General features: G+C 44.2%; 23 protein-coding genes. 17 read left to right on the top strand and 6 right to left on the bottom strand.

The window, feature by feature from the left end; translation table 11 throughout:
* The first annotated feature begins 190 nt into the window (after nt 1-190).
* Nucleotides 191-922, top strand: a complete 732-nt coding sequence (istB, locus tag EO132_RS06360) for an IS21-like element helper ATPase IstB (protein WP_127136804.1) — start codon at nt 191-193, stop codon at nt 920-922.
* Nucleotides 923-924: 2 nt separating this feature from the next.
* Here istB and EO132_RS19420 read toward each other — a convergent pair whose 3' ends face one another.
* Nucleotides 925-1,083, bottom strand: coding sequence for a hypothetical protein (locus EO132_RS19420; protein WP_205780325.1), 159 nt, complete (start codon nt 1,081-1,083; stop codon nt 925-927).
* A 415-nt stretch (nt 1,084-1,498) separates the two neighbouring features.
* Here EO132_RS19420 and EO132_RS06355 point away from each other — a divergent pair, with 415 nt between their 5' ends.
* From EO132_RS06355 to EO132_RS06345, 3 genes are read left to right on the top strand one after another with little or no spacing between them, the layout of a single operon-like run.
* Entirely contained in the window at nt 1,499-1,708 is a 210-nt protein-coding gene (locus tag EO132_RS06355; RefSeq protein WP_127137080.1) for a helix-turn-helix domain-containing protein, read from the top strand.
* Complete coding sequence (locus EO132_RS06350; RefSeq protein WP_127137079.1) at nt 1,705-2,019, top strand: HipA N-terminal domain-containing protein; 315 nt, start codon at nt 1,705-1,707, stop codon at nt 2,017-2,019. Before EO132_RS06355 ends, EO132_RS06350 begins: the two co-directional genes overlap by 4 nt.
* Entirely contained in the window at nt 2,012-2,935 is a 924-nt protein-coding gene (locus EO132_RS06345; protein WP_127137078.1) for a HipA domain-containing protein, read from the top strand. Before EO132_RS06350 ends, EO132_RS06345 begins: the two co-directional genes overlap by 8 nt.
* A 282-nt stretch (nt 2,936-3,217) precedes the next feature.
* Here EO132_RS06345 and EO132_RS06340 read toward each other — a convergent pair whose 3' ends face one another.
* Entirely contained in the window at nt 3,218-3,916 is a 699-nt protein-coding gene (locus EO132_RS06340; RefSeq protein ID WP_127137077.1) for a nucleotidyl transferase AbiEii/AbiGii toxin family protein, read from the bottom strand.
* A complete protein-coding gene (locus EO132_RS06335) occupies nt 3,910-4,425 on the bottom strand; it encodes a hypothetical protein (protein WP_235856393.1) in 516 nt (171 codons plus the stop codon). Before EO132_RS06335 ends, EO132_RS06340 begins: the two co-directional genes overlap by 7 nt.
* Nucleotides 4,426-5,075: 650 nt before the next feature.
* Here EO132_RS06335 and EO132_RS06330 point away from each other — a divergent pair.
* The 7 genes from EO132_RS06330 (at nt 5,076) to EO132_RS06300 (ending at nt 14,895) form a co-directional block, all read left to right on the top strand.
* Nucleotides 5,076-6,302, top strand: coding sequence for a serine hydrolase domain-containing protein (locus EO132_RS06330; protein WP_127137076.1), 1,227 nt, complete (start codon nt 5,076-5,078; stop codon nt 6,300-6,302).
* Nucleotides 6,303-6,362: 60 nt separating this feature from the next.
* The gene (locus EO132_RS06325) at nt 6,363-7,586 is read left to right on the top strand and encodes a hypothetical protein (protein WP_127137075.1); all 1,224 of its coding nucleotides are present in this window, start codon (nt 6,363-6,365) and stop codon (nt 7,584-7,586) included.
* 51 nt (nt 7,587-7,637) lie between these two features.
* On the top strand, nt 7,638-8,015 hold the full coding sequence (locus EO132_RS06320; RefSeq protein ID WP_127137074.1) for a hypothetical protein: 378 nt from the start codon (nt 7,638-7,640) through the stop codon (nt 8,013-8,015).
* A 31-nt stretch (nt 8,016-8,046) separates the two neighbouring features.
* Complete coding sequence (locus EO132_RS06315; protein ID WP_127137073.1) at nt 8,047-10,296, top strand: hypothetical protein; 2,250 nt, start codon at nt 8,047-8,049, stop codon at nt 10,294-10,296.
* 104 nt (nt 10,297-10,400) lie between these two features.
* Nucleotides 10,401-10,955 (top strand): RNA polymerase sigma factor, encoded by a 555-nt coding sequence (locus EO132_RS06310; protein WP_164732287.1) that lies wholly within the window; start codon nt 10,401-10,403, stop codon nt 10,953-10,955.
* Nucleotides 10,948-11,685, top strand: a complete 738-nt coding sequence (locus tag EO132_RS06305) for a tetratricopeptide repeat protein (protein WP_127137071.1) — start codon at nt 10,948-10,950, stop codon at nt 11,683-11,685. Before EO132_RS06310 ends, EO132_RS06305 begins: the two co-directional genes overlap by 8 nt.
* Before the next feature lie 6 nt (nt 11,686-11,691).
* On the top strand, nt 11,692-14,895 hold the full coding sequence (locus EO132_RS06300) for a CHAT domain-containing protein (protein ID WP_127137070.1): 3,204 nt from the start codon (nt 11,692-11,694) through the stop codon (nt 14,893-14,895).
* Between the two features lie 44 nt (nt 14,896-14,939).
* Here EO132_RS06300 and EO132_RS06295 read toward each other — a convergent pair whose 3' ends face one another.
* From EO132_RS06295 to EO132_RS06285, 3 genes are all read right to left on the bottom strand, one after another.
* Nucleotides 14,940-15,707, bottom strand: coding sequence for a hypothetical protein (locus EO132_RS06295; protein WP_127137069.1), 768 nt, complete (start codon nt 15,705-15,707; stop codon nt 14,940-14,942).
* Between the two features lie 162 nt (nt 15,708-15,869).
* Nucleotides 15,870-16,109, bottom strand: a complete 240-nt coding sequence (locus tag EO132_RS06290; protein WP_127137068.1) for a CBU_0592 family membrane protein — start codon at nt 16,107-16,109, stop codon at nt 15,870-15,872.
* The gene (locus EO132_RS06285; protein ID WP_127137067.1) at nt 16,109-16,711 is read right to left on the bottom strand and encodes a TetR family transcriptional regulator; all 603 of its coding nucleotides are present in this window, start codon (nt 16,709-16,711) and stop codon (nt 16,109-16,111) included. Before EO132_RS06285 ends, EO132_RS06290 begins: the two co-directional genes overlap by 1 nt.
* Before the next feature lie 185 nt (nt 16,712-16,896).
* On the opposite strand from EO132_RS06285, the gene EO132_RS06280 reads away from it, so the two are divergent.
* The 6 genes from EO132_RS06280 (at nt 16,897) to EO132_RS06255 (ending at nt 26,017) form a co-directional block, all read left to right on the top strand.
* Nucleotides 16,897-18,144, top strand: a complete 1,248-nt coding sequence (locus EO132_RS06280) for an alkaline phosphatase family protein (protein WP_127137066.1) — start codon at nt 16,897-16,899, stop codon at nt 18,142-18,144.
* 38 nt (nt 18,145-18,182) lie between these two features.
* Nucleotides 18,183-21,428 (top strand): SusC/RagA family TonB-linked outer membrane protein, encoded by a 3,246-nt coding sequence (locus EO132_RS06275; protein ID WP_127137065.1) that lies wholly within the window; start codon nt 18,183-18,185, stop codon nt 21,426-21,428.
* 11 nt (nt 21,429-21,439) lie between these two features.
* Complete coding sequence (locus EO132_RS06270) at nt 21,440-23,245, top strand: RagB/SusD family nutrient uptake outer membrane protein (RefSeq protein ID WP_235856392.1); 1,806 nt, start codon at nt 21,440-21,442, stop codon at nt 23,243-23,245.
* Nucleotides 23,246-23,306: 61 nt separating this feature from the next.
* Complete coding sequence (locus EO132_RS06265; RefSeq protein WP_127137064.1) at nt 23,307-24,233, top strand: metallophosphoesterase family protein; 927 nt, start codon at nt 23,307-23,309, stop codon at nt 24,231-24,233.
* 92 nt (nt 24,234-24,325) lie between these two features.
* Nucleotides 24,326-25,171 carry an endonuclease/exonuclease/phosphatase family protein gene (locus EO132_RS06260; RefSeq protein ID WP_127137063.1) on the top strand — a complete coding sequence of 282 codons (846 nt, stop codon included), beginning with the start codon at nt 24,326-24,328 and terminating at the stop codon, nt 25,169-25,171.
* Nucleotides 25,172-25,432: 261 nt separating this feature from the next.
* Nucleotides 25,433-26,017, top strand: a complete 585-nt coding sequence (locus EO132_RS06255) for an RNA polymerase sigma-70 factor (RefSeq protein WP_127137062.1) — start codon at nt 25,433-25,435, stop codon at nt 26,015-26,017.
* The last annotated feature ends 84 nt before the right edge of the window (nt 26,018-26,101 follow it).

Below are 26,101 nucleotides of genomic sequence, written 5' to 3'. Positions count from 1 at the left end.
ACCAACGGCTGGACAATGCCTGCAGGCGGGCATCGGACTATGGGGCCTATAATTACAGCATGGTGGAGCGGATACTGAAAAAAGGGTGGGACACCCTGGAGGACGACCCGGAGGATACCTCCGAGGTCCCGGACCACGATAACATCAGGGGAGGAAACTATTATAAATGACAAACATTAAAACAGACAACATGAACACAAAGACATTGGAACAGATGAAACAGCTCAGGCTCCACGGGATGCTCAGGGCCTTTGACACCAGCCTCTCGCCCGAGAGCATGGACTATACCAACGATGAACTGGTGGCCTATCTGGTACAGTCCGAATGGGACGATAGGCACAACCGCAAGATCGAGCGCCTGACAAAGGCCGCAAGGTTCAGGTACGGTGCCGTTATGGAGGCCATCGATTACGGCCCTGGAAGGAACATCGACAGGAACAGGATACAGCGCTACGCCTCCTGTGGATTTATACGCAAGGGTGAAAATATGCTCATTACCGGGAGCACCGGGGTCGGCAAGAGCTATCTGGCCTCCGCCATCGGGCACCAGGCCTGCTCAATGGGGCACAGGACCATGTACTTCAACACGGCCAAACTCTTTACCTTGCTCAAAACCTCAAAGGCGGACGGGTCCTATCTAAAATTCATTGGAAAACTTGAAAAACAGGACCTGCTCATACTGGATGACTTTGGCCTAAAACCATTGGACAACATCAACAGGCACTCTTTGATGGAGATCATAGAGGACAGGCACGGCAAAAGGTCCACCATTATAGCCTCACAACTGCCCGTGGAGGCATGGCACGATGTCATCGGTGAAAAAACGATCGCCGACGCCATCCTTGACCGGCTGGTGCACTCGGCTCACAGGGTGGACATAAAAGGGGAATCAATGAGAAAAAAAATTAAAAATAAACGTTAACTTCAGCACCAAAATGAGTCGATCTCGTGCACTTGATTTGCACTGCTCACTTTCATCCGCCGCAGGTGGTATACATTGACCGCCCTATCCACTATATGGTTATTGAGGATGGGATCCGTCAGTTCCCGGTACGAGAGGTTCTCTTTGACCGAATTTTCCACTATGAACAATTGGGTTCAAGTCTTTTTGGCTTTTATGCGCGCCGAATAGGCAACCTCCTTGTTCCATGTGTGAATATCTGTTGAATATGTTGGTTCATGGCCGAAGTTATAATTTATATCGGTTCTTTTTATTTCAGACCGGTTTGAACCGTATAAGTAATCGGTTCTTTTGTAAGCTTGGTTGGGAATAGCGATATCAAGGTCATTGCCTTGGGTCAATATTTACATACGAAGGATAGGAAAGATGACTATTTTACTGTTATGGCGGTATTATTTGAACAATGATTTTGTATAGGTGGAGAAATAGTAAGCCAATGTTAGGTTTACTGTTATAGCGGTAAAAAAGTATAATTTTCTAAATTTAAAAATTTTTATTTAAATAAAACATGTAATTTTACCGTTAAAACGGTAATATATGGTTGATTTAGGTTTGATGGTTAAAAACCATCGCAAGAAGGCCGGGTTGACGCAGCTTGAACTGGCAAATTTGGCCGGTATAGGCAAGACGACCGTCTTTGATATCGAAAAAAATAAGGAAACTGTTCGTTGGAGCAACATTCTTTCAGTACTCCAGGTATTGAACATAAAAGTCGAATTTAAAAGTCCATTGACTGAAAACGTATGAGAAAGGCAGTGGTATATGCCCATGGAAAAAGGGCAGGTGTTCTAACGGAAGTCTCGACGGCAGAATATAGGTTTGAGTATGATGATGATTATGATGGTCAGGCCATTTCATTGACCATGCCCATTGGTCAAAGGAAGTTTGGTTTTAATGGGTTTCCCCCTTTTTTTGAAGGTTTGTTGCCAGAGGGTATCATGTTGGAAGGCCTTCTTAGGATTTCCAAAATCGACCGTAAGGATTATTTCTCCCAATTAATGGCCACAGGTGCTGATTTGGTGGGGGCAGTAACTGTAGAACCAATGGCGGATGAATAGGTGTCCTATCACATATGAACCTTGCGGTACGGCAAAATATAGTGGAAGAGGACTCAAAATGATTGCCGCCAGGTTAACTGGTTTAATTGATTTGCCGTATTCCGCTTCGGAATTGAGGAGAGAGGCGGCAAACAGGGCGAAGAAGTTATCCATACAGGGAGTGCAGCCTAAATTAAGTGCGAATATTTCCGTGGTCGACCAAGAATTTAAAGTAGTGGACCAATTCGGGACCTACATCATAAAACCCCAAAATGATATTTTTCCTGAAATGCCAGAGAATGAGGACCTGACCATGCGCATGGCCAAGGTCCTTGGTATAAATGTACCCTTTCATGGAATGGTCTATGGCAAGGATGGTAGTCTGTCCTATTTTATAAAGCGTTTTGACAGATATGGTAAAGGGAAAAAATATGCAACGGAGGATTTTGCCCAATTGACCGGAAATACCAGGGATACCAAGTATCGTTTCAGTATGGAGAAATTGGTACCCGTTATCGAAGAATATTGTACGTTTCCTGTGGTTGAGAAAGTAGAGTTCTTTAAAAGGATCGTTTATTGTTTTGTGACTGGAAACGAGGACATGCACCTAAAAAATTTTTCCCTGATCACAAAGAATGGCAAGACGACATTGGCACCTGCTTACGATTTGTTGAACTCCTCCATTGCGATCAAAAACCCCGAAGAGGAAATTGCATTGACCCTGAAAGGGAAAAAAAGTAATTTAAAGGCGTCGGACTTTATGGATTATTATGCGAAGGAACGATTGCAATTGAATGAAAAAACCATAGAGATCATACTTCAGGACATGTTTCAGGCAAAACAGAAATGGAAAGATCTCATATCGATTTCTTTTCTTTCCGATGATATGAAGGAAAAGTATTCCCAAATACTGGAACATCGGTTGAAAAAGTTTTAACGAATCATATGGTAGTGTTTTAGAATCCGTACTGTTACTATTTGATGGGATAATCGGATTTTTTCCGATTATGTATGCTTTTTGTTACAACTGTATTGAAGTGGTTACAAGTGTACATCAGTAAGGATGTATTTGGTACATTGGACAATGAAGGTCAAAAGGAACTAGAAACCTACCACTTCCGATCCCTTTATTTAGTATGGTTTCCAGCCCTTTAAAATTTTATGCTCACCGAATAGGTGACTTTTGCAAAAAGTTCTTGTTTTTAAAATTGAAAATGAATCATTTCAAATTATTTGTTATGTTTTTGATTCGCTCCTGGATGATATCCATTCTTTCATCAGCTTGATCGAAATATAGGCTTCCACGAATCGCGGTTAAAATGGTCTTGTCGTTTTCGAAGGTGGTCAGCTTCTCAATCAAGTATGGTTTTACGTCATCTTCAGATGTAAGAATTTGCTCATCAATAGTTTTGGTGTAGTTTAATAGATAGGTTATGTCCTCTAAATCGTGGCTGGCATAAATATCTTTAACCCCTCTGTTAAAGAAAGCTTCCATTTTTGTTGCAAGAAAGTAGGGCAACGGCAACGCTTTTATGTTTACTCCGTCTAATGATTTGGTAATGGCTTTTTCAAAACCTTTGGCAAACCATGGATTGGAAGGAGCCCAACCCACACTTTGTGTGGACATCACATCAATTTTCAATTCTTCATACCGAAACCTACAGTTCACATTGTCTTCCGCGCTTTGTGTAAATCCTTTTTCAATGAGTTGCTCCCTTAATTCTTCTAGCTCGGCAAAGGTGGCAAGTTGAAAAGTGAGATCTATATCTTTGGTGGGCCTAATATCTTCTGCAGCATTGTCGTCAATATAAAGACTGACGACCGCACCGCCAACGTAAACCACATTATCGTTCAAGTCACCCAAGGCTTTAGCTACTTTTTTTGTCGCAGCCCTATTGATTAATGTGTTTTTTAACATATTCGGTTCTTTAGGAGTGCAAGTGCTAAGTTTTTTTCACGTGCTCGGCCTACTCTAACAGCATCCATTAGAGCCAATAGCTCATGAAGGTTGCCATCCAAAGCCACGGCTTTTGGTACTGTTGGATACAAAGGAATAATGCTTTGACCCCGAGATCTACCCTTTGCATAAGGCCAAACATATTTTTCTTCGCTCACAATTTCCATATCCAAAGGTGGTGCACTATGGGCGGTTAATGTACCACGTACTATGGCACCAGGATGTTGGGGAAATACTACTGCAAGGCCATATTTTATAAAATCAAAGAATAATTTTCGGTTTACTTCTTTGCCTCTATTCATAAGAAGCCCTGCGTATGTAGATCTGGATATTGAACTACTGATTTCCGATTGACTCATATAGAGCATTTCGGCAAGTGCCATTTGAGTGTAATCCATATCATTAATGGCAATGAGCTTTGCCAATACGACTATATCTTGAGGTTTCATTTGTCGGAAATCTTTATTCATAATTATTTCATATTGCGATATGCAATATTAGTATATAAATAACTGAAAAACAAAATAATATAAAATAATATCGCATATTGCGATACGCGATAATTTAAATTTAATTAATAAGAATCCGATATCTAGATTATTCTATTTGTGTGAAAAAAAAATCAAAAGAAAGACCGGATTATATTGAAGCTTTCGGTATTAAAGATAACACCAATGCTAGAGGCATATAACCAGTAAAATGTTAGATCACTCCCTTCGAAGTAAAATTCGTTCAAAGTTTATAATTAACTCATATATTTTATCGCTTGGACGACTATACTTGCTAAGTGATTTTCAGAATCCCTAATTTCCACTCTAGAATCCATACTGTTACTATTTGATGTGATAATCGGATTTTCTCCGATTATGTGTACTTTTTTTAAACAACTGGGCAATTAGTTCTTTTTCTCGGAAAACGTTTCTATGTAGCCATATGGGAACCATATCCTAGTTGTGAATTGGTTATAGGTTCTATTGTAATGCGGGTCAATGGTTTTTTGCCCTTAAACATTTTGTTGTCCCATTGGAAATAGTTGCCACAAGGAATCATTCCGGGCATATGATGACATTTTTGGATCTTATCGATATAAGGGTATACATATAACCTTAAACCATCGATTATGAGAACACTGTCTTTTTTCAGGTATGGTGCCCTGATGCCCTTTGTATTCCTTTCACTATTGATTTCATGTAGTTCCGGAGAAGGGGAGACCCCGCCCGAACCCAACGGCAATCCTGATCAAAACCAGAATCCTGAGCCCGAGCCTGAGCCGGAACCTGAAACACAAAATGATATTGGTGCCGTGGATGGTGCCGTTACCGATTTTATGTCTAAGTATGGGGTTCCGGGAGCGGCGTTGGCAGTCAGTGTGGATGAGAAAATGGTGTATTCCAAAGGGTATGGCAAGGCTGATGTGGAGAACGATATCGATGTGTCACCGAAGGATCTTTTTCGGATAGCCAGCATCTCAAAGGTCTTTACGGCGACCGCTATACTTAGTTTGGTCGATGACGGACAGCTGACCCTTGAAGATCATGTTTTTGGCCCGGATGGACTCTTGGGGGAGGATTTTGGACCAGCGGTCTTGACCGATGACGAACTGGACATGACCGTGGATGATCTGCTCTTGCACCAGTTAGGTGGGTGGGGGTCATCCAGCGGGGGCGATCCCATCGACTACCAGCCGGCTCTGGCACCAATGGATTTCATCTCTTACGTTCTGCAGCACTGGGACCTGGGCCATGCCCCGGGGGAGGCCTTCAGTTATAGCAATACAGGGTACTGGTTGCTGGCCAGGATCATCGAAGAGGTCTCAGGGGAGACCTATGAGGACTACCTTACCGACCTATTGGCCCCCATTGGGATCACCAGCTTCAAAACAACGACATTTCGGGAGGACGACCTGGAAGCTGATGAGGTGTATTATTACGGAATGGGTACCGATGCCAATTATATATTCACTATAGCTTCCAGGCGCGACGGTGATGGTGGGGTGGTCATCAGTGCGCCCGATCTGCTCCGCTTTCTCTGTGCCATTGATGGAGCTTCCGAAAGAGCTGATATATTGACCCCTGGTTCCATTGCACTATTGTCCCAGACCACGGAATTGTCCAATATGGGCAGGGGACTTGCCGTATGGCCAGAGCAGCAATTGACCTATTTTACAGGTAGTCTTCCGGGAAATCGTTCGTGGATGATGATCGCTGAAAATGGGCATACCGCCACTATTCTTTTGAATATGAGAAGGACGGATACCGCAACCTTCGACAACGACCTGCAATCCCTATTGTTGAACATCGTAAAGGATGGAAATATACCTTGGCAAACCGATCTCGACCAGTTCTAGATCATCCCTTACAACCCGTAAGTTATGTACACGATAACCATAAAAATTAAACATAGTCTTATGAAAAGATTGATTCTAATGGTATTTCCTTGCTTGGTCCTTGTTTCCTGTTGGGGAAGGCCCACTACCAATGCGAATGATTTCGATTCCGAAGCAACCGAATATTCCCATCGCACCTTGGATGACGATTTTGAGGGGGATACGCTAGATGGCCGGGATTACCATTTTTCTTCAAAGGATATACCTTCAAGTGCTACCAAAGTGCACGAACTCAGGGATGCCAGGACTGGCCTTACCGTGAACAGTACCGAGTATCCGGCCAATTGGAAGGTCATTTCCAAACCATCGTATACCATTGACCAAAAATTGCCCACTTTTTTGATACAGATAACAGGGCCAAATGGGCTAAAAAGCTTTAATACCCCGATACGTTACCATGTGTATTACCAAGATTCCCAGATGGCCCAAATGATGCGGAACACCCCATATGGACAATTGATAAGGCCACTGGTCGACCCTGAACAGATTTTTAACGAAGAGGTAAAGACGCGTATGGTGAACAGTGGTTTCAACTTTCTGGGAGAGCGAAAGCGGCCCGATCTGACCCGGTACCTCAGGAACAAACTTAGCTCCAAATCACAAATGGACACTTCCTTGTCCATGTATGATACGGAGTGGGAAAACAGTTCCGGGCAAAAGGCAATGGCAAGCGTGTCCCTGATAAGCATGCAACAACCCACCATATCCGGCAGTATGATGGTCTGGTTCTATTCCGTGGATTACATTTTTGTGGACGGTAAGGCGTATGAATCCACACTTGAGCATATGAAAGAGGCCATTTTCAGCTATAAGGAAAACCCGCAATGGGAGCGCTATGTGGCTCAATTGGGGCAACAACGGGCAGAGGAGAACCAACGAAGAGCCCAAATGGCCGCCGCCCAGCATCAAAATAGGATGCAGGCCCGATGGGCCGCCTTTAATGCGCATCAAGAAAAAATGAAAGGTATCTGGGCGGCCCAGGATGCCAATCACGCCTCTTTTATGAACAGGAACTTTGGAGCGGGCAGTGGAACCGGTCAAAGACAGTTCATCAATATGATAAATGAAGAGGAAACGGTCCATAACCCACTTACTGGTAACAACTATCAAGTGGATGCCGGCTCCACGGAATATTGGATGGACAGCGATGGAAATCACATCAGGAACGATGATCTTTTCTATACCCCTAATGGAGACATCAATCTTAATAATCGCGAATGGGTCAAGGTGGAGGGGGCCTATTGATGACATTTTTTAATATACACGATATCCATATAAACCATTAAACTTTAAGCAATGAAACATTTTCAAATAGTTTACTTCATCCTTGTCCTAATTGTTGGTATATCATGCTCCAATAACGATGACGGCGATTCACGACCAATCGATTTTGCGGGAAATTGGTCCGGAACCTTTACCGGGGGCGACAATGGTACTTGGAATGCCATTATAGACGCATCCGGTACCGTAGAAGGTGAGGCCTATTCCAACAATCTCCAACAATCCCTTCCCTTGAACGGCAGCGTTGATACCTCTGGGGATTTCAGGGCGACAGTGGGTACGGCCACCAACGGCGCAACCTTTGAAGGGGCCTTTGCCTCAGATCAGGGCAGTGGCACCTGGGAGAACAGCACGGACCAAGTTTCAGGTACTTGGACAGGATCCAAAGATTAATTGAAGAAAATAACCCTATACTATACCAAACATGAAAATACCATATAAGAAAGCTGTAATTGCATTATTTGTTTTGGCGCTGAACATTTCTTGTAGCTCCAATGACAATGGGAATGGCCCAATGACCGATGATGATTTTTCACAGACCGATGACGACCCTACACCTACAGACGATGATCCAGGCAATGGGGAAGATTATCAAATGGCGGATGTTCAAGTTTTGTTGCCCGACAATGGGAATGTGGACCTTACCAGTGCCAAATTGGTGTCACTGGGGGCCGATTCCGATGTGGATGGCAATGGGAGGGGCCAATTGCCCATGAACAGTGGGACTGTTGAATCAGCCTATCTATTGGATGCCGAAAATCACGTTTTACTGGCAGGTCTGATTTCAGGGGACAGAAAGGAACTGTCCATCGAGACCACCGCCGAACTGATGGTCTACTATGCACTGGGTTATCACTTATTGCCCGAAAGTGCAAAAAGTGCCTTTTTGAAAAGTATAGGGCAAGTTCCCGGATTCCCAAATTTTGTGGGAGAGGTTCAAACTTTGTTCGAAAGCAATCCCCTGATCTACAGCGAAGGTGGTTATGAAACCCCACTGCAGGACTTTTTGGACCAAATAACGTCCAAACATTCCGTGGGGAGCGAAAACAGGATTTTCAACAATGAGGAAAACACCAAAAGCGGAGTGACCTTGTCAAGTGTGGACTCCACTAGGATAAAGTTGCAAAATTCCCTGCCAAGAAGGTCCAGGGTCGTCATTTACAAGAAGAGCTATTCCAATAGAAACGGAGATCCTTTTGAAATTCCGAACTATACCTCAAGTACCTTTGCCAATTTTAAATTGGAGTCGGGAGGTTCCAACACCATACAGGAACTGGAGGTCGGGAACTCGCTTCAGCAGATCAATGCCCAGCAGGCATCCATAGACAATGCGATGGAAACGGATCCCATCCTATTACCGGTGGACAGTGCCACTGAACTGGTGGCGGAGTATGAAGTGGTCATCATCGGTTCAGGCCAGCGCAATACTGAAGCGCGGGATATGACCGCCGAGGAGCTGGACATCTATGCCCAGATCAATAAGGAGACCTATATCATTGATTATTTTTTGCCCACCCTACTTGATGTGGGTGGAAACAAATCATTGTTGCCCCCCTTTGGCAGTGATAAGGAAAATGCACTTTACAATGCGGTGCTTCCCGTTCTTGAACAATATCCCGATGTGATCGATGAGGTGGTTGGGAACGAGTTCAAGGCAGCCACGGAGATCTTTCTTCCCGCTTTATATGAAGATGTCCGTTTGAGCAATGCCCTTAGGGGCATATTAACGGATGTGTATGCCATACTGTCCGGGAACGGGGACTTTCCAAATAGGTTCATAAAGACCCAAGAGTTGATCGAAACTGGCTATGACAGGACAAAATTTATCCTGGCCACGATCGATAGGAATATCAAGGCAACCAATTATTACTCCAATTTCAGCGGTCTTCGCACAAGAGCCTTCAATTTTGAAAGTTGGGAGGTCAAGTCCATCGACGCCGTTGTGGAACTACAGCAGGATAGGGTCGAACTCTGTCTGGGCCAGGCCACTGAACTTCGGGTATCGGCACTTACGGATTATGATCCAGAAGTCGAGGAATTTGAGTTCCATTGGAGCACGTCCAATGAATTCAAAGGTAGGGTACAGGATATCGGAGGCGATTCCGGAAATTTTGGGGCATCCATTGTCACGACCAATAATTATGTGTCCTATATCAGTGCTGCCCTGGAGTCGGAACTGGGGGGCGGTAATAACGAAGAGACGGTGACCGTCGAGCTGTACTTCCGTAACAAGACAACGGGCGAACGGACCAAGGCAGGTCAGGATACCATGATCGTGAACAACAAAAAGGGCTGCGAATCCTTTACGGTTTCCTTTCAAAGACAGCCCAATTTCAGGGAAACCTCAAGCTCAAGCCTACTTTGTTCGGGTGGTCCCGAGTACCAGGCATTCAGCCCTGTGCCCTATGTCGCGGATTTTGCCAAGGTAGACGGCGCTAGTGGCTACAAAGCAGTTATAACCAGAAGTAATGGTGTTGTAAACCAAGAGATCGAGTTGGACGAAGATCAACTGGAGGATCTTGGGGGTGGAATGTTACGCTATCATACAGCTGTGGGAAGCATCATTGTGTATAACACCTGTGATGAGGCCGAGGCCGAGGCCTATGCAAAGGAATTGGTCGACAATATCAACGTGGTACCTACGACCGTGGAGATCACGGCGATCTTTAATTAGAACATGTACTTTGTCGATGAAACTGTGCACCAGCCTTTTAAATTATCCAGAAAGATGAATTTTTGTAAATTCCCCATACTTTCAAATGAAGTATGGGGAAAACCTTGCAGAAAATAGATAACCCACAGGTCACCGCATTTAAAAACAATGATCGGCAGGCCATGCAAAAGGTATATGAACATACGTATTCAAAATTTAGGAACCATGTCTTCAAGAACAGTGGGAACGAGGCGGAGGCCAAGGATATATTCCAAGATGCCTTTGTTGCCTGCTGGAGGAATATCAAGGATGACAAGTTTGATGGCACAGGAAGCATTGAGGCCTATCTCTATACCATAGCCAGGAATAAGTGGACCGACCACTTGCGTTCCGCGCGGTTCAGAAAAACCGTAGGGCCTGAGGGACTTTCCAAAGTGGTACAAGAAGAAGGCGACGATCTCGGTGCGGACCTGGACACTAAAAGGCAGACCATGCTCAGGGCATTGGATCAACTCGGCGATGCCTGTCAACAGCTTTTGGGTCTTTTTTATTATGAGAGAAAGACAATGAAACAAGTGGCCAAGGACCTTGGAATTGCGGCCGCATCTGCCAGAAATAAAAAATACAGGTGCATGGAACGTTTGCGTTCGCTTGCGGAAGATTTAACAAAAAATGGATAGGGAAGAAGCATATTGGACAAAGGAGGAGCAGGGACTGTTCGAAAGGTATCTTATGGACCAAATGGAACCTGGGGAAAAGGCCGGATTTGAGTCAAGCATCATCTCGAACCCGACCCTCAACGCCAAGTTTTTGGAATTTAAAGCCCTTTTCAGAGCTATAGAGGAGGCTGGACTCCGCCATGCCATGGAGGATTTCCACAAGGGAGTTCAAAAAGATGGGAAAGAAAGGCGACTTGTGAAAACCTCTAGAGCGGTATTTCGTATGGCTGCTACCATTGCCCTGCTGATGGCCTTGGGAGGGGTCTGGTATTTTTACACGCCCAATGCCAATGAAAGGCTCTTCGAAGCGTATTATGTGCCCGATCCAGGATTGCCAACCGTAATGGGCAATAGTGATAACTACGATTTTTATCGGGCCATGGTGGCTTATAAACAGGGGGATTACCCCTTCGCCATTGAGGCATGGGAAAAGCTTCGGTCAAAGGGTGTGGCCAACGATACCCTGGACTATTTTCTGGGTTCTGCCCATTTGGCCAATGACCAACCGGACAAGGGTATTGAATACTTTGAAGGAATACTTGACAAGGAGAACCCGGCATTTACGGATGAAGCGTTCTTCTATCTCGGTCTGGCGTACCTCAAAAAAGATGAGGCACAGCAAGCCAGGAAATACCTTAAAGAGAGTGATCTGGAAAAAGCCAAGGTGTTGGTGGAAAAAATCAAGGACTGATCCCTTATGAAAAAAGCGCTCAGATATGTATTGCCCGGGCTTATCTTTCTCGTGTCCTTGGGAATCCATGGCCAACAGTACCCATTGCTGAAAACCATCGATAGCCTGATTGCAACCGATGATTTCAAAATCGCACAGGATGTGATAAGGAAAAACGGCCAGGCCAGAGCACCTATGGGACTCAATATCGGTCGATTGGTCTATCCCTTGGCCAAATCGGAATACTTAAGTGACAAAAACACGCCATTCCCCTTGGCAATGGCGTTGATGGACGATGTTACTTCGGCTGAAAATCAACCCGATTCCGTTAAGTATGAGGCCTATCTTGGGCTTGGGCTTGGCCTTGTTGACCAAGGTAATGTTGCACGGTCGGAGAAGTATCTGCTCCAAGCCAACGAATTGGCAAATAGCATGGAGGACATTAAAAGGATGGTGGCCTCGGAGTTCCATCTGGGTGAGCTGGGCCTCAAATTGGGGGATATCGGCAGATTAATAGATCGAACGGATAGGGCGCTTGGCCTGATGCAGGAACATCCAGAGGTCACGTTCCGTATGGCTCCCAGAATTTTAAATTACAAAGGGTCACTTATGCACTTTATGGGAAAACCGGACAGTGCCAACTATTTTTTTGATAGGGCGATTCGGAATATCGACCCAGTCAATACGGATCCTGAACATCTATACTATCTACCAGGAACCATTTATGGTAATTGGACCATGGTAAAGCAAAGTGCCGGGGCATATGATGCGGCCATGCAACTGACCTTAAAGAGCATTGCCAGTTTCAATGCATTTCTCAAAGGGACCAACAACCACCCCTTGACCGAAAAGGTACATGGCAACCTGTCCATTGCCTATAGGAACCTAGGTAGTCTTTACAATGATTTGGGAAATAAGGAGCGTGCCGTGCAAGTGGCCACCATGGGTTATCATCATGCCAAGGAAAATTTTCTTCCCAATACCGTTCAGTACTTTAGCGCAATATTGATGATGGGTGAGGCGCATCTGTACGCAGCCTATAGGGACAAAGCAAGAAAATACCTGGAAGAGGCCGAAACCTCATTGATTTCCATACCGGGAGAGAACTGGTCCTATACGGCCAATCTGTATTCCACCATGGGCGATCTCGAAAAAATGGAAGGCAACTTTGCCTTGGCCATCGATCACTACCGCCATTGCCTTAATGCCTATACCAAGAGCAACCCCGATGAATTCAGCCAGAACGTTGTCTTCGCCCGCTTGAACTTGGCGCAGACCTATGCCTCCGATAGACAGTTCGACAAGGGATTGGCCTTATTGGAAGATACACTGTCCAGGATCGAATCAACACAGGGTAAGGACAGCTATTTGGGTAAGATGGCCCAGATCACCCAAATCAGGATATATGACCTAAAAGGCGATGACGAAGAGGTGGGGAAGTTGTGTCAAATGTTGCTACAGGCATATACCGATGCACCCGAATCAAGTAATGCAGCTTACTTGTGGGGCGAACAGACGGAGCTTTTGACATACTTGGCCAAGGCAAAATTTGCACGTAGGGCACAACATGAACAATATCTGCAAGAAGCAGCTGATATCATTGACAATGCCACAACATTGGTAGAGCGTAGAAAATCCTTGGTCACTTCCCAACAAGGGGTCAGTGACCTTATCGAGAGCAATAGGGCGACCTTTGATCTGGCTAAACAAATATACCTTGCCCTATACCAAAAAACTGAAAATAAGGAATACCTGGAAAAGGTGGTCGAACTTCACGAATCATCGATCTACAACCGGATACGCGCAAGGCTGAATTTGACGGACAACAGTATTGTGCCCAAGGATATATTGAAGAGGGAACGTGAACTCCGCAGGGAGATCAATACCTTTTTTGATCCAGGGGAAAACGTGATAAACATCTCAACATGGGACTCCTTGATGACCTCATGGCAGGACCATTTGGAGGATGTACGGAAAAGACATCCGGCATACTATAGGATGAGGTATGCCTCCATAGTGGAACCCTTAAAAAATCTTTATAAGGACATACCGAAACAGACCGCAGTGGTTCGATACCTTACCGTAGGGGAAGATCGGTATGTATATGTGGTTACTGGGGGAAAGAGGCATTTGTTACCCGTGGGAACCGATGTTTCTGATTGTATATCCCGGATTTCGGATTTCAAAGGGGCTGAGGATGAACTGTTTGATTGCCTGTACCAGTTGTACCGGGAACTGTGGGCTCCCATTGAGGACTTGGTCTCTACACTTGATATTGTTGTTGTGCCCGATGGGGATCTCTTTAACCTCAGTTTTGAGCTGTTGACGCCCGAACGTATCGGGTCCCTTTCGCAGTTGGCCACGGGAAGCCTTTTGACAAAGCATAACCTGTCCTATAATTATAGCCTGTTTAATCTACAGGGAAAGGAAGAGATTCTTGGTATCGAAGAGGATTTCGTGGCCTTTGTCCCAGAGTTCGATGAGGATATGAAAAACGAATATCGACTGGCCGTTAGGGATTCGGTATTTTTGGACAGGACCTATCTTACCCTGTTGCCACAACCCTTCAGTACCGAACTGGTAAAGAAGTTCAGTGGTAGATTGGACGGTCGATCCTTTTTGAACGAAAGGGCGTCCAAACAACTTTTCAAGGCCCATGCCCGTGAGCATAAGATCATCCATATCGGAACACATGCGGAATCCAACAATCTCAGTCCGGAGCTCTCCCGTTTGGTGTTCGCCAAAAATGTTTCCGATTCCCTGGATATGGACAATAACTATCTGTACACCTATGAGATCTATGATCAGAACCTGAGTTCCGAATTGGCCATCTTGACCGCCTGTGAGACCGGAAGGCCCTCCTACCAACCTGGTGAAGGTATGATTTCATTGGCCCATGCCTTTAATTATGCGGGAAGCGCAAGTGTATTGACCAGTCTGTGGCAGATCGACGAAAAGTCCAGTAATGAGCTACTTGATGGGTTTTATGAGTATCTTTTGATGGGTAAACCCAAGAACGAGGCACTACGTTTGGCCAAACTCGATTATCTAAGGTCATCCGAGGGCAGGGTGCTGCATCCCCAATATTGGGCCGGTCTGGTACTGATGGGCGATGTTTCGCCCGTGGAACTTTCCGCTGAAAACAACTATCGGACGTGGATACTGGCTATGATGGCGGGCTTGTTTTTGATTATGGTTACGGCCATTTTCTTAAAAAGAAAAGCTCCCTGATTGTAAAGGAGCTCTAAGCATGAAAAACTTGTGGGGTAGCTCCATCAGCCCCCATTGTTGTTGGGTACATCGGGGTTATTGTCATCCGGATCCTCATTGGCCGGTACGCCGTCCCCATCATTATCCACAAAAGTCCCGTCCCTTCCCACGAACAATTGGAAATTGATGGGAAGGAACGTATCCATGACCTGGTCTTCATATTCATTGGAAGGGGCAGAGGTCACTGAAATGGCAGAGAACGTTCCCCCTGCAAGATAGGTCGACCTGACCCAGACCTGGGCGGTGATTCCATTGAAGCGGAGCAGTCGCGCCTCGAATTGGGAGGGTATGCCCTCAAAGGAATTGTTGACCGAGGTCTGGCAAGCAACATCGGGCGTGCCACTGAAACCGTAATGGGCGAAAACCCCATTGATTTCATTGGCGATGATTGCCCTGGCGGTCACCTGTCCAGGTAACTGTGTGTTCGGGATCCATCGGAAGACCACGGCATCATCGTTTCTTACCAGATTGACCCCAAGGGTGGCGGTCTGTGCATCGGTTATTTCAATGGCCGAGAACCCCTGGGGATAAATGAAACCAATTAAAGGATGTTGGCTATGGACAAACTGTCCACCAGGATTGTTGATGGTCGGTACCTGGGACAGCGGGGCCGGAATGGAATGCGCAAACTCCCAGTAGATTCCGGTCAAGCCGTTGATATTTTGACAAAGTCCCTGGGGCTCTGGGGTTCCCGGTTCATTTCCGGAATCGGAGCTACAACCGGAAAGGAATGTGATTCCTAGAAATAGTAAAATGGTTGGTGTGTATTTCATGTTGACTTCTTTTATGGTATATCGGATTACCTGTCAAATGTCATCACGGAGGCCCTGGAACCTATCAATGAAACCCGGGAAAGGTGTACGGTTTACAGTGTATATATTTGATTTTTAAAACATAAAGTCATAAAGATGGTTCCCAATATTGACAGATTCGTTTTAACGCTTCAGGGATTTATAAAGTCCAAAACATGCAATTATTCCCCAAGCCAAGTTGATGAATAGTACGGCCCAAGCCGCATAATAGGAAGCATTTGCTACAAAGAGGGCGCTCCCTGCAATATTGTACCAATGATACACAGGTTGGTTAGCATTCCATTCCCCCTTGATCAGGTTGTAATAGGAAAAAAGAAAACAAAAGGAGCCCACCCAGCCCAGTAATTCAAAGAAATGGCCCATCAATCTTCATACTTAAAAAGGCTTAAACAATGATTTATATAGATGTCCTGTTGTTTCCGATGGTTGTCATCCCCGGTTGGGAACATGCCCATATAATAGTAGGAACCATCCACTAGGGCGAATATGATCTCTGTCAATTCATCAATGTTGGTATTTTGTATAATACCATTGGTGCAAGCTTGGTCCAATTCGCCCCGCAATACCTCGTGCAACTGTAAAAGATATTGCTTGAAACTATCATTGAACATTTCGTTCCTATAAATCAGGGCGTAACAGCTATAGAATACCCCGTCGTCAAAATACTGGTTCCATTTTCGGGAGAATAGGTTTTGAATCAGATTTTCAAGATCTTCTCGGGTCTTGAGTTCGGATAGGTTTTCTTCCACGAGTACATTCATATGCTGCTGCAGGATATACTCCACCAAGCCCAATAACAACTCTTGTTTGGTATTAAAATAATGCATTACCAATCCATTGCTTATCCCCATGGACTCGGCCACTTTGGCAATGGAGGCGTTCTCAAGGCCTATATCTTTTGCTACCTCATAAAAGGCTTGGATAATTTCCAGTTTTCTTGTGGCTCCCAAGCTTTTTCTTCCCATGTTCTATGAATTGGTAATTGTCTTTGTTGTTTCAAATCAATGCAACAATAATACTCTTTTTTTGTAAAATAGATGAACTGAACAGTCATTCAATCTATTTTACGATTCCATAACAATGACTTAAATATTCTTTAATTGAACAGTCGTTCAATTTATATTCCTTTGGGCTTTGTAAACACAAACAAATGTATTTAAGAAAGCTTACTGTAATACTTGGAATACTGGCCATTGGAATATCCAGAGCGCAAAATGTGCAATCTGATTTGCTGGATAAGAAAGTGGTCTTCATCATTGTTGATGGAATCTCTGCGGATCAACTAAAGACAGCTAACACTCCCTATTTAGATCAAATTGGCAGGGTGGGTGCCTACACGGATGCATATGTCGGTGGGGGAAAGGGGACTTATTCTGAAACCCCGACCATTTCTGCTGTGGGATACAATAGTTTGATCACGGGGACATGGGCCAATAAACACAATGTTTGGGGCAATGGCATCAAGGCCCCAAATTATAACTACCCAACCATTTTTAGATTGTATAAAGATCAGAATCCAAGTGGTACTATTGGTGTATTCTCCTCTTGGCTTGACAATAGAACAAAATTGGTGGGTGAGGGTCTGGACGCTACCGGGCAAATAGAGGTGAATCATCATTTTGATGGTCTGGAATACGATACCATCAATTTCCCGCACGATATCCGTCGAAATTTTATGAAGCTCATTGATTATACAGTGGCCGATCATGCTGCTGAGACCATACTGCGTGAAGGTCCTGATTTGTCCTGGGTCTATTTGGAATTCTCGGATGATATGGGCCATGGTTATGGAGATAGCGACCGTTTTACCGCTGCCGTTGAGTTTGAAGATTACTTGGTGGGAAAAATATGGAAGGCTGTTGAAGAGCGTCGAACCGAACATAAAGAGGAATGGTTGTTCGTGGTCACCACTGATCATGGTAGAACAGAAGAAGACGGTAAGCATCACGGCGGACAATCGGACCGTGAGCGAAGTACTTGGATAGTAACCAATTCGAAGGATACCAATGGTTACTTCAATTCGAAAACTCCCGGGGTGGTGGATATACTTCCAACCATTGTGGACTTTCTGAACATCGAAGTACCACAATCGGTACGCCGCGAGTGGGATGGAGTTTCCCTTATTCAACCCGTAGATGCTGTCGATTTGAGGGCAACCAAAAAGGGTAGCCACCTTGAGGTATCCTGGGAAGCTCTATCGGAGGGCAGTGGAAATCTCTATATGAGTTCCACCAATGCGTTTAAAAATGGAGGGCAGGATGATTATAAGCTCATCGAAACAGTACAGCTCGAAAAAGGAAAATTGAAAATTCCATTGCGCAAACTATCCAAAGGGTTTTGCAAGCTCATATTGGAAACCAAAAACACCACATTGAATACGTGGTATGTAGAAGAATAAAAACCTTTTTTTTAAACCAATCAAAATTCATAAATGAAATGAAAAACACATTACTATTCGTATTCTTATTGACCGTTTTTACCTCAGGGTTCGCCCAGAAGGAGGTGTCCGGTACGGTCGGAGATGCTTCAGGTATCCCTCTACCAGGGGTAACCGTTATGGTGCAGGGAACGGCCAACGGTACCACTACCGATTTTGACGGTAACTATTCCATAAGTGTGGCCGAAGGTCAAGTACTGGTATTTTCCTATATCGGTTTTACCAAGAAGGAGATTACAGTTGGAACATCAAACATTATGGATGTAACCTTGGAAGAAGATGTCCAAAGTTTAAATGAAGTTGTTGTTGTAGGTTTTGGCACACAAAAAAAGGTCAACCTTTCCGGAGCTGTCAACAATGTCTCGGTAGCGCAATTATCTACAAGACCGATAAACAACGTGACCCAAGGGCTACAAGGTATTTCCCCTGGTCTTAACATCGATTTTTCCAGTGGGGCACCCGGTGCAAACCCAAAGATCAATATTAGGGGATTCACCTCCATCAATGGTGGTGACCCTTTGGTACTCATAGATAATATACCTTCTGATGTTTCATACCTCAATCAACTTGCTCCCGAGGATATCGAAAGTATTTCCGTGCTAAAAGATGCATCCTCTGCTGCCATTTATGGTGCAAGGGCAGCTTTTGGGGTTGTTTTGGTAACCACCAAGAGCGGTTCGGATGGCAAGATGCGAATCAACTATAATACCAATGTTACGGTGGGCACACCTACCGTGTTGCCCGAGAAAATTTCCGATCCCTACATTTATATGAGGCTTCAGGAAACAGCATCAAAAAATACACCATGGCACAACCAATATTTCACGACCGAACAATTGCAATGGGCCAGGGAGCGTAGCGATGATCCTTTCGGTACTGTTGGTGTACGTGAAAGCACAACAAACCCAGGTTTGTGGGAATACATGGGGAACAGGGATTGGACCGATTACTTTTTGTCCAGTTCCACCTACTCCCAAAACCATAGTTTGAGTGCTACGGGAGGAACGGAAAAAATAAATTATTTCATGTCCGGTTCCTATAATAAGGACAATGGCTCCTTGATCTTGGCAGAAGACTATTTCGCAAGAACTGGAATGCGGTCCAAATTAAATGCACAATTGACCGATTGGTTGTCCGTCGGTAACAATACCTCTTACATTACGGGGAAACGCAAGAATCCATCTTATTTTGATATCGGCACCCTTTTCAATTTTAATAGCTATGCCTTCGCGGAGAATCCGGATGGAAGTTGGGCCAATACGCCCGTTGGACGAATGGCCGCGCGGTTACAGGATGGTGGCGATGAAGAATATATAACCCATACCTTCCGTACCAATTTTACCGCCCAAGCCTGGTTAGTCAAGGATATTCTTAAGGTGAACGCAGAGTATACTTACGAACAGGAAAACCAAAATTATGATGCTTTCTACTCCAAGTACCAGATAGGGTTTGGTCCTGATGATATCAGGGAAGAAGGCAACAATCAAGTTTGGAAGGATTTCGGAGTGGAGCAGTACAACGTATTGAACCTTTATGCCACTTTCAACAAGAGTTTTGGGGATGACCACCAATTGACCTTGCTTGCAGGTTATAATCAAGAAGAATACAGGGACGAATACGTTTCTTTGAGCCGAACAGGTGTGATCTCATCTTCACTTCCAACATTGAACTTGGCCACAGGCCCTATACTTTTAGATGAGTCGGATTCTGCCATATACAGTTGGGCCCTTAGAGGTGCATTCTACAGGGCCAATTACATATTCAAGGATCGTTACATATTAGAACTTAATGGAAGGTATGATGGGTCCTCTCGTTTTCCAAAGGATAAGCGTTTCGGATTCTTCCCTTCTGTTTCCGGTGCCTGGAATGTATCCCGCGAGCCTTTTATGGAAGCTTTGGAACCAACAGTGAGTCTATTGAAGTTTAGGGCTTCCTATGGGTCCTTGGGCAATCAAGACGTGAGTTCTTTTGGGTATATTCCTTCGATGAGCGCAGGGCAGGGGAATTATATAATTGGCGGGGAACTGCCCACACAAGTTGGTGCTCCCGGACTGGTATCGTCCAATTACTCATGGGAAACGGTGACCACTAAAAACATTGGTGTGGATATAGGTCTTTTCAACAATAAATTCAATGCAACATTGGACGTTTATCGTAGGGATACCAAGGACATGTTGACAGTGGGAACTGATTTGCCCGGTGTATTGGGAGCCTCCGAACCCAATGAAAATGCAGCCGACCTTAAAACGGAGGGTTGGGAGCTTTCCCTTTCCTATAAGGACAGTTTTGGAAACCCCGATAATCCCTTTAATCTCAACGCAAGGCTTGTTCTAAGTGACAGCCGTTCCTACATTACCAGTTTTGAGAACCCGAACAATAGTCTTACACAATATCGTGAGGGCATGGAACTAGGGGAAATATGGGGATTGACTTCAGACGGGTTGTTTCAATCCCAAGCTGAAATCGACGCTTTGGACGAGTCGGCCATTATTCCGTGGGGAGCCTTGGAAATTGTTGAGGGTTGGCCAAAATACGTGGACTTGGACGGAAACCAAAAAATAGAGAAAGGTATGACTGCGGATGATCCTAAAGACCTAAGTGTTATAGGCAACATGTTGCCGAGATATCGTTTCGGACTTAACCTGAACATGGATTGGAATAATTTTGACCTCGGTGTTTTTCTGCAAGGTGTAGGAAAGAGGGATTTCTATCCGAAGGATTATATCTATTGGGGCTTTTATCAACAACCGTATGCAGGGGGTTATGCCCACTTGAAGGATTTTTACAGAGGCTCTGATGATCCCGCTGATTTAATGGCGCAACATTCACAGGCCTATATCGATGCCGGATACGCAAGTGCCAATACAGATGCACGTTTTCCTGTGTTTCAATCATGGTTGGCCGATCGTAACCTAGGGGAGCGTATCGATCAGGCCCAAGGGTTGGCCATACCGCAGACCGGGTATATGTTGAGTGCGGCGTATCTAAGGCTAAAGAACATTACCTTGGGGTATACCATACCTTCTTCCTATACCAAAAAAATGGGGATTACTTCCCTAAGGATATATTTTTCCGGGGACAATCTATTTGAATGGTCGGAAGTGGCGAGTTTCTTTGATCCCGAATCCATCTCTGATGTTGACAACAGGGTTAATCCGGCCCATAGTGCTGGACGTAACGAGACCAGTGGTTATCAATATCCCTATCAACGGAAGTACGCTTTTGGTATTAATGTTACATTTTAAAAATCATTCAAATGAAACTTACAAGAAAATATATAAAAAGGGTTTTAATGGGCGGTTTTGCCGGTTCACTGGTATTTTTGATGTCTGCCTGTAACGATGACTTTCTGGATCGCTTGCCAGAAACCGAGATCGGGGTCGACAACTTCTTCAATACAGAAGAGGACTTATCCATCTATGTAAATGGATTGTATAATTTTCCCGGCCTAGGGATATACTACGATGATGCCACGGATAATGCAGGTACCACGGGTAATCGTGAAATAAAGACCATTATGACCACCGATGCCAACTCCCAGACGATTACTTCGGGCTGGCACTGGGGCGCCTTGAGGAGCATCAACCTGTTTTTGGAAAATGCAGAAAAGGCCGATATCGGCGCGGATGTAAAGAATCACTATATAGGTGTGGCCCGGTTTTTCAGAGCACAGTTCTATATGGAAAAAGTAAAGCGATATTCCAACGTACCATGGTATGACCAAGTACTTGAAACAGACTCTGAAGATCTGTTCAAAACAAGCGATTCAAGAGAGAGCGTTGTAGATCATATTTTTGAGGATTATCAATTTGCCATGGAGCACGTTAGGGAAAGTGAGCCGACCGGAGCCGTTGATAAATGGACCGTAATGGCATATTATAGCCGTAATGCATTGTATGAAGGGACCTTCAGAAAATATCACAGTGAATTGGGACTGGAGGGAACGGCGAACAGTTTCTTGGAACTGGCAGCAAAAGTATCCCAGGATATCGTAGACCAAGGACCCTTCTCAATCTATAATACAGGAAATCCTGCCCAAGATTACTTGACCCTTTTTGGGAGTCAAGATCTAACCGCGAACCCAGAGGTGATTTTCACGAACATTTATGAAGCTGATGTTAAAAACACTGACGACCCCCAGTACTTGTTCGGTAGTTATGAAATGTCAATGAGCAGGGACCTATTGGAAACATATCTTATGGATGACGGTACGTATTTCAGCCAACAGGTGGGAATTGAGAGCATGGAATTTGTGGAAGAGTTTCAGGATAGAGACCCAAGACTCTCCCAAACCTTTGCTTACCCGGGTTGGGAACTATACTATACAGCTACCTACAGTCCCGGAGCCACCAATTATGTGCAGGAACTCAAGAAAAACTTCACAGGCTATCATCAAATCAAAGGTTTTGCCAACGACCCCTCCATAGACGTTCGGCGAGGTATTGATATCCCCGTCTTGCGCTACGCGGAGGTGTTATTGAACTTGGCAGAGGCGAGGGCAGAACTTGGCACTTTGAACCAAGGCGTGCTTGATGCTACGGTAAACCAAATCAGAAGTCGTGCAGGAATGCCCCCATTGAACATGGCCGTTTCATCGGACCCGGTGCAGGCCCAACGTTACCCACAAGTCACAGATCCCGTTTTGTTGGAAATACGAAGAGAGCGCAGGGTGGAATTTGCCATGGAAGGAAGAAGGCTGGACGATTTGAATCGTTGGAATGCTGGCAAACTTTTGGAAAAGGAACCCGTGGGCATGTATTTTCCGGGATTGGGCAAGTATGACCTTACAGGGGATGGTGTAGCGGATATTCAGCTTATAGGAATCGAGGAGGCTATTCCTGAACCAAAAGAACTCAATGAAGATGGTGTTGCACTAATTTATTATAGGACTGGAAGTGTGGGCAGCAATGCTGATGTTTACCTGACAGAGGGAACCAGTGGCCATGTTGTGGGAACACCGGAACGAGGAACATTCCAAGAACCCAAACATTATTACAGACCTATCCCAGCACCTGAAATGGCACTTAACCCAAATTTGGAGCAAGTGTTCGGTTGGGAATAATTCAGATGTTTAATTTTTTATTTAAAAAGGAGGGGTAAAAGCCTCCTTTTGACTTTTAACTATGGAAAAGAAAAAAAATCATAACAAACGGAGGACATTTGTTAAAGGAGCGGTTTTGGCTGGTTGTAGCAGTATGCTTCCGGGTTTGGTAAAGGCGCAAGCAAGTGATGGTGGTCGGCGTCCAAAAAAATCACTCAGAATTGCACACATTACAGACGTTCACCTTAGTTCGGACAACAATGCTCCCGCTCGATTTAATGCATGTATTGACAAAATCAAAGAAAGAAAAATCGATTTTTTCTTGAATGGAGGGGATAGTATTATGGCTGCGGATGGTAAGGACATTGGCCGAGAGCAAGTAAGTGAAATGTGGGATTTATGGAACACGTCCAGAAAACGCTTTTCCGAATATGAGATGTACAGTTGTTTGGGCAATCACGATATGTGGTGGGCGGCCCCGGATAAAGATGACCCCATGTATGGTAAAGGGTATGCCATGCAACAATTGGGAATGCCTTCGACTTTTTACAGCTTTGATAAAAATGATTGGCATTTTATCGTTTTGGATAGTAATGTGGATGGGGGTGGAGCATTGGGACTGAAACAAATGCAATGGCTTTCCGATGATTTGGCAAAACTCCCAAAGGGAACTCCTGTTTTGATCATGTCACATTATCCCATTTTATCGGCCTCAACCCATACCGTGGGTGGGAATCATAAAGATTCGCTGCAAATCACAAAGATTCTTTACAAGCATCCCGATAAAAGGATACATTGTATCGGGGGGCATGTGCATCTATTTGATACTGTTATCTATAACAATGTGCATTATTATTGTAATGGCGCAATGAGCGGGTATTGGTGGGGAAAAGGCGATGAGGATTCAGCCCAAAAGTATTGGTATCATGAAACACCACCAGGCTATACCATTATAGAGCTTTTTGAAGATGGCTCCATGGAGAACCATTATCATCCACATCAAATTTGAAAGTTTTGATTTTAAAGAGAAAACAGATTCTCCTAGTTGTATTCCTTGTTTTTTTTGGTACGGTAGGTCCGTGTTTTGCACAAAGTGGGAAAATGCAGATAAAGGTGATGGCCTGGAACATTCTTCATGGGGGCAACGACATTGAGAATGGATTACAGCATGTCATTGACATAATAAGAGAGATAGATCCGGATATTGTTTTAATGGTAGAGACCTATGGTTCCGGAAAACAAATCGCGGAGAACCTCGGATACAATTTTCACTTATGTGCTGCTGAGGGTACGCCATTGGATGATAAATCCACCAATCTTTCTATTTTTTCCAAATATCCCTTGGGAGAGAGATTAACAACACCATATTCTTTTTATTTAGGGGGAGTTGAGGTTTTTATCTATAATCAAAAAGTAAATGTTTTTGCCAATTGGTTCCATTATGAACCTTGGGCAGATAGGCCAGAGCAGTTGGGTAAATCTGTTGAGGAATTGCTCAAATGGGAGAAATCAGGTAAAAAGTATGCGATGGTACAAAATGTATTGCCTTATATCAAAAAGTATATAGCAAAAACCGACAAAGTTCCTATGGTTATTGGAGGTGATTTCAATACACCTTCACATTTGGACTGGGATGAAAACACCAAGGCATTTCATAATGGGCTGGTAGTGCCATGGTACGCTACCAAAGTTTTGAAAGAAATGGGATTAAAGGATTCTTATAGGGAGGTTCATTCAAATCCGCGAATAGATCCCGGCATAACCTGGAATACCAAGGAGAAAATGGACTCACATAGAATCGACTATATTTTTTATAAAGGGAGTATAAGACCTGTAAAATCGGAGACCTTTATGACTTTTATTGGCGACCCATTGGCAATCAGGAGCAAGCAATTTATATATCCTTCAGACCACGGGTTCATAGTGACCACATTTGTGTTGGAGTAAGTGCGGGATTTTGTCTTTTGGTTTTCTCGCTATTGAGAAACAGAAAATAAAAGTAGTTTATGGGTCTCCTTTTTTTATCCAATACCTACAAAACTACTGTCAAAATTGGAATCATCATTATAAGGGAACCGAGCCGATTCGGTCCCAACATGCTATTTATAACTATTTAAGGAAAAGGACCAATTCTTAACAATTACTTAAAAATTAAGTCCAGATAACGACATGTTGTTTGGATAGCTTTGGATACCAATTTAAACCAAGGTGACCCATTCCAATCTTGAAAACGATACATGGTTTGTACTGCAACTTAAGCAAGGTGACAGGCATGCATTCAATAGATTGTTCAACTTGTATTGGAAACCCCTTTTCCTATCGGCCTTCAACGTTTTAAGGGACAAAAAAATATGCGAGGAGATTATCCAGGATATTTTTATCGGAATATGGAAAAATAGGCAAAACCTTGAAATCAAGGTTTCGTTGGAAAAATACCTCTATTCCTGTGTAAGGTACCAAGTCTTCAATCAATTTCGGAAAAATCAGCAAAATTTGAGGGCAGAACTGTTTGAAAATTTAGAAGAGCGTTGTACCTACGATAATCCGGAAAGCGAAGTACTTTATAAGGAACTTGTTCAAAAAGTGGATTCCATAGTGGATAAGTTGCCGGAAAAATGCCGTTTGGTCTACAAAATGAGTCGTGAAGAACAATTGAGCCACAAGGAAATTTCCAATAGATTGAACATCTCACCAAAAACGGTGGAGAACCATATCACCAAGGCCCTTTTTGTGCTGAGGGCATCATTGGGCGGCTTCTTAAGCTGGCTTCCGTTTTTAATCCTATTCCATTAGCCATTTTCCACTAAAGGGTATCACGGTATTTTTTCAAGTCAGGCGTTTTCAAATGCACTTTTTGAAAAAAATGCACTTTTAACT

The sequence above is a fragment of the Flagellimonas oceanensis genome, from assembly GCF_003992595.1.
Lineage (GTDB): Bacteria > Bacteroidota > Bacteroidia > Flavobacteriales > Flavobacteriaceae > Flagellimonas > Flagellimonas oceanensis.
Note: the sequence above shows the minus strand (reverse complement) of the source record. Positions and strands in the feature narration are given on the sequence as shown.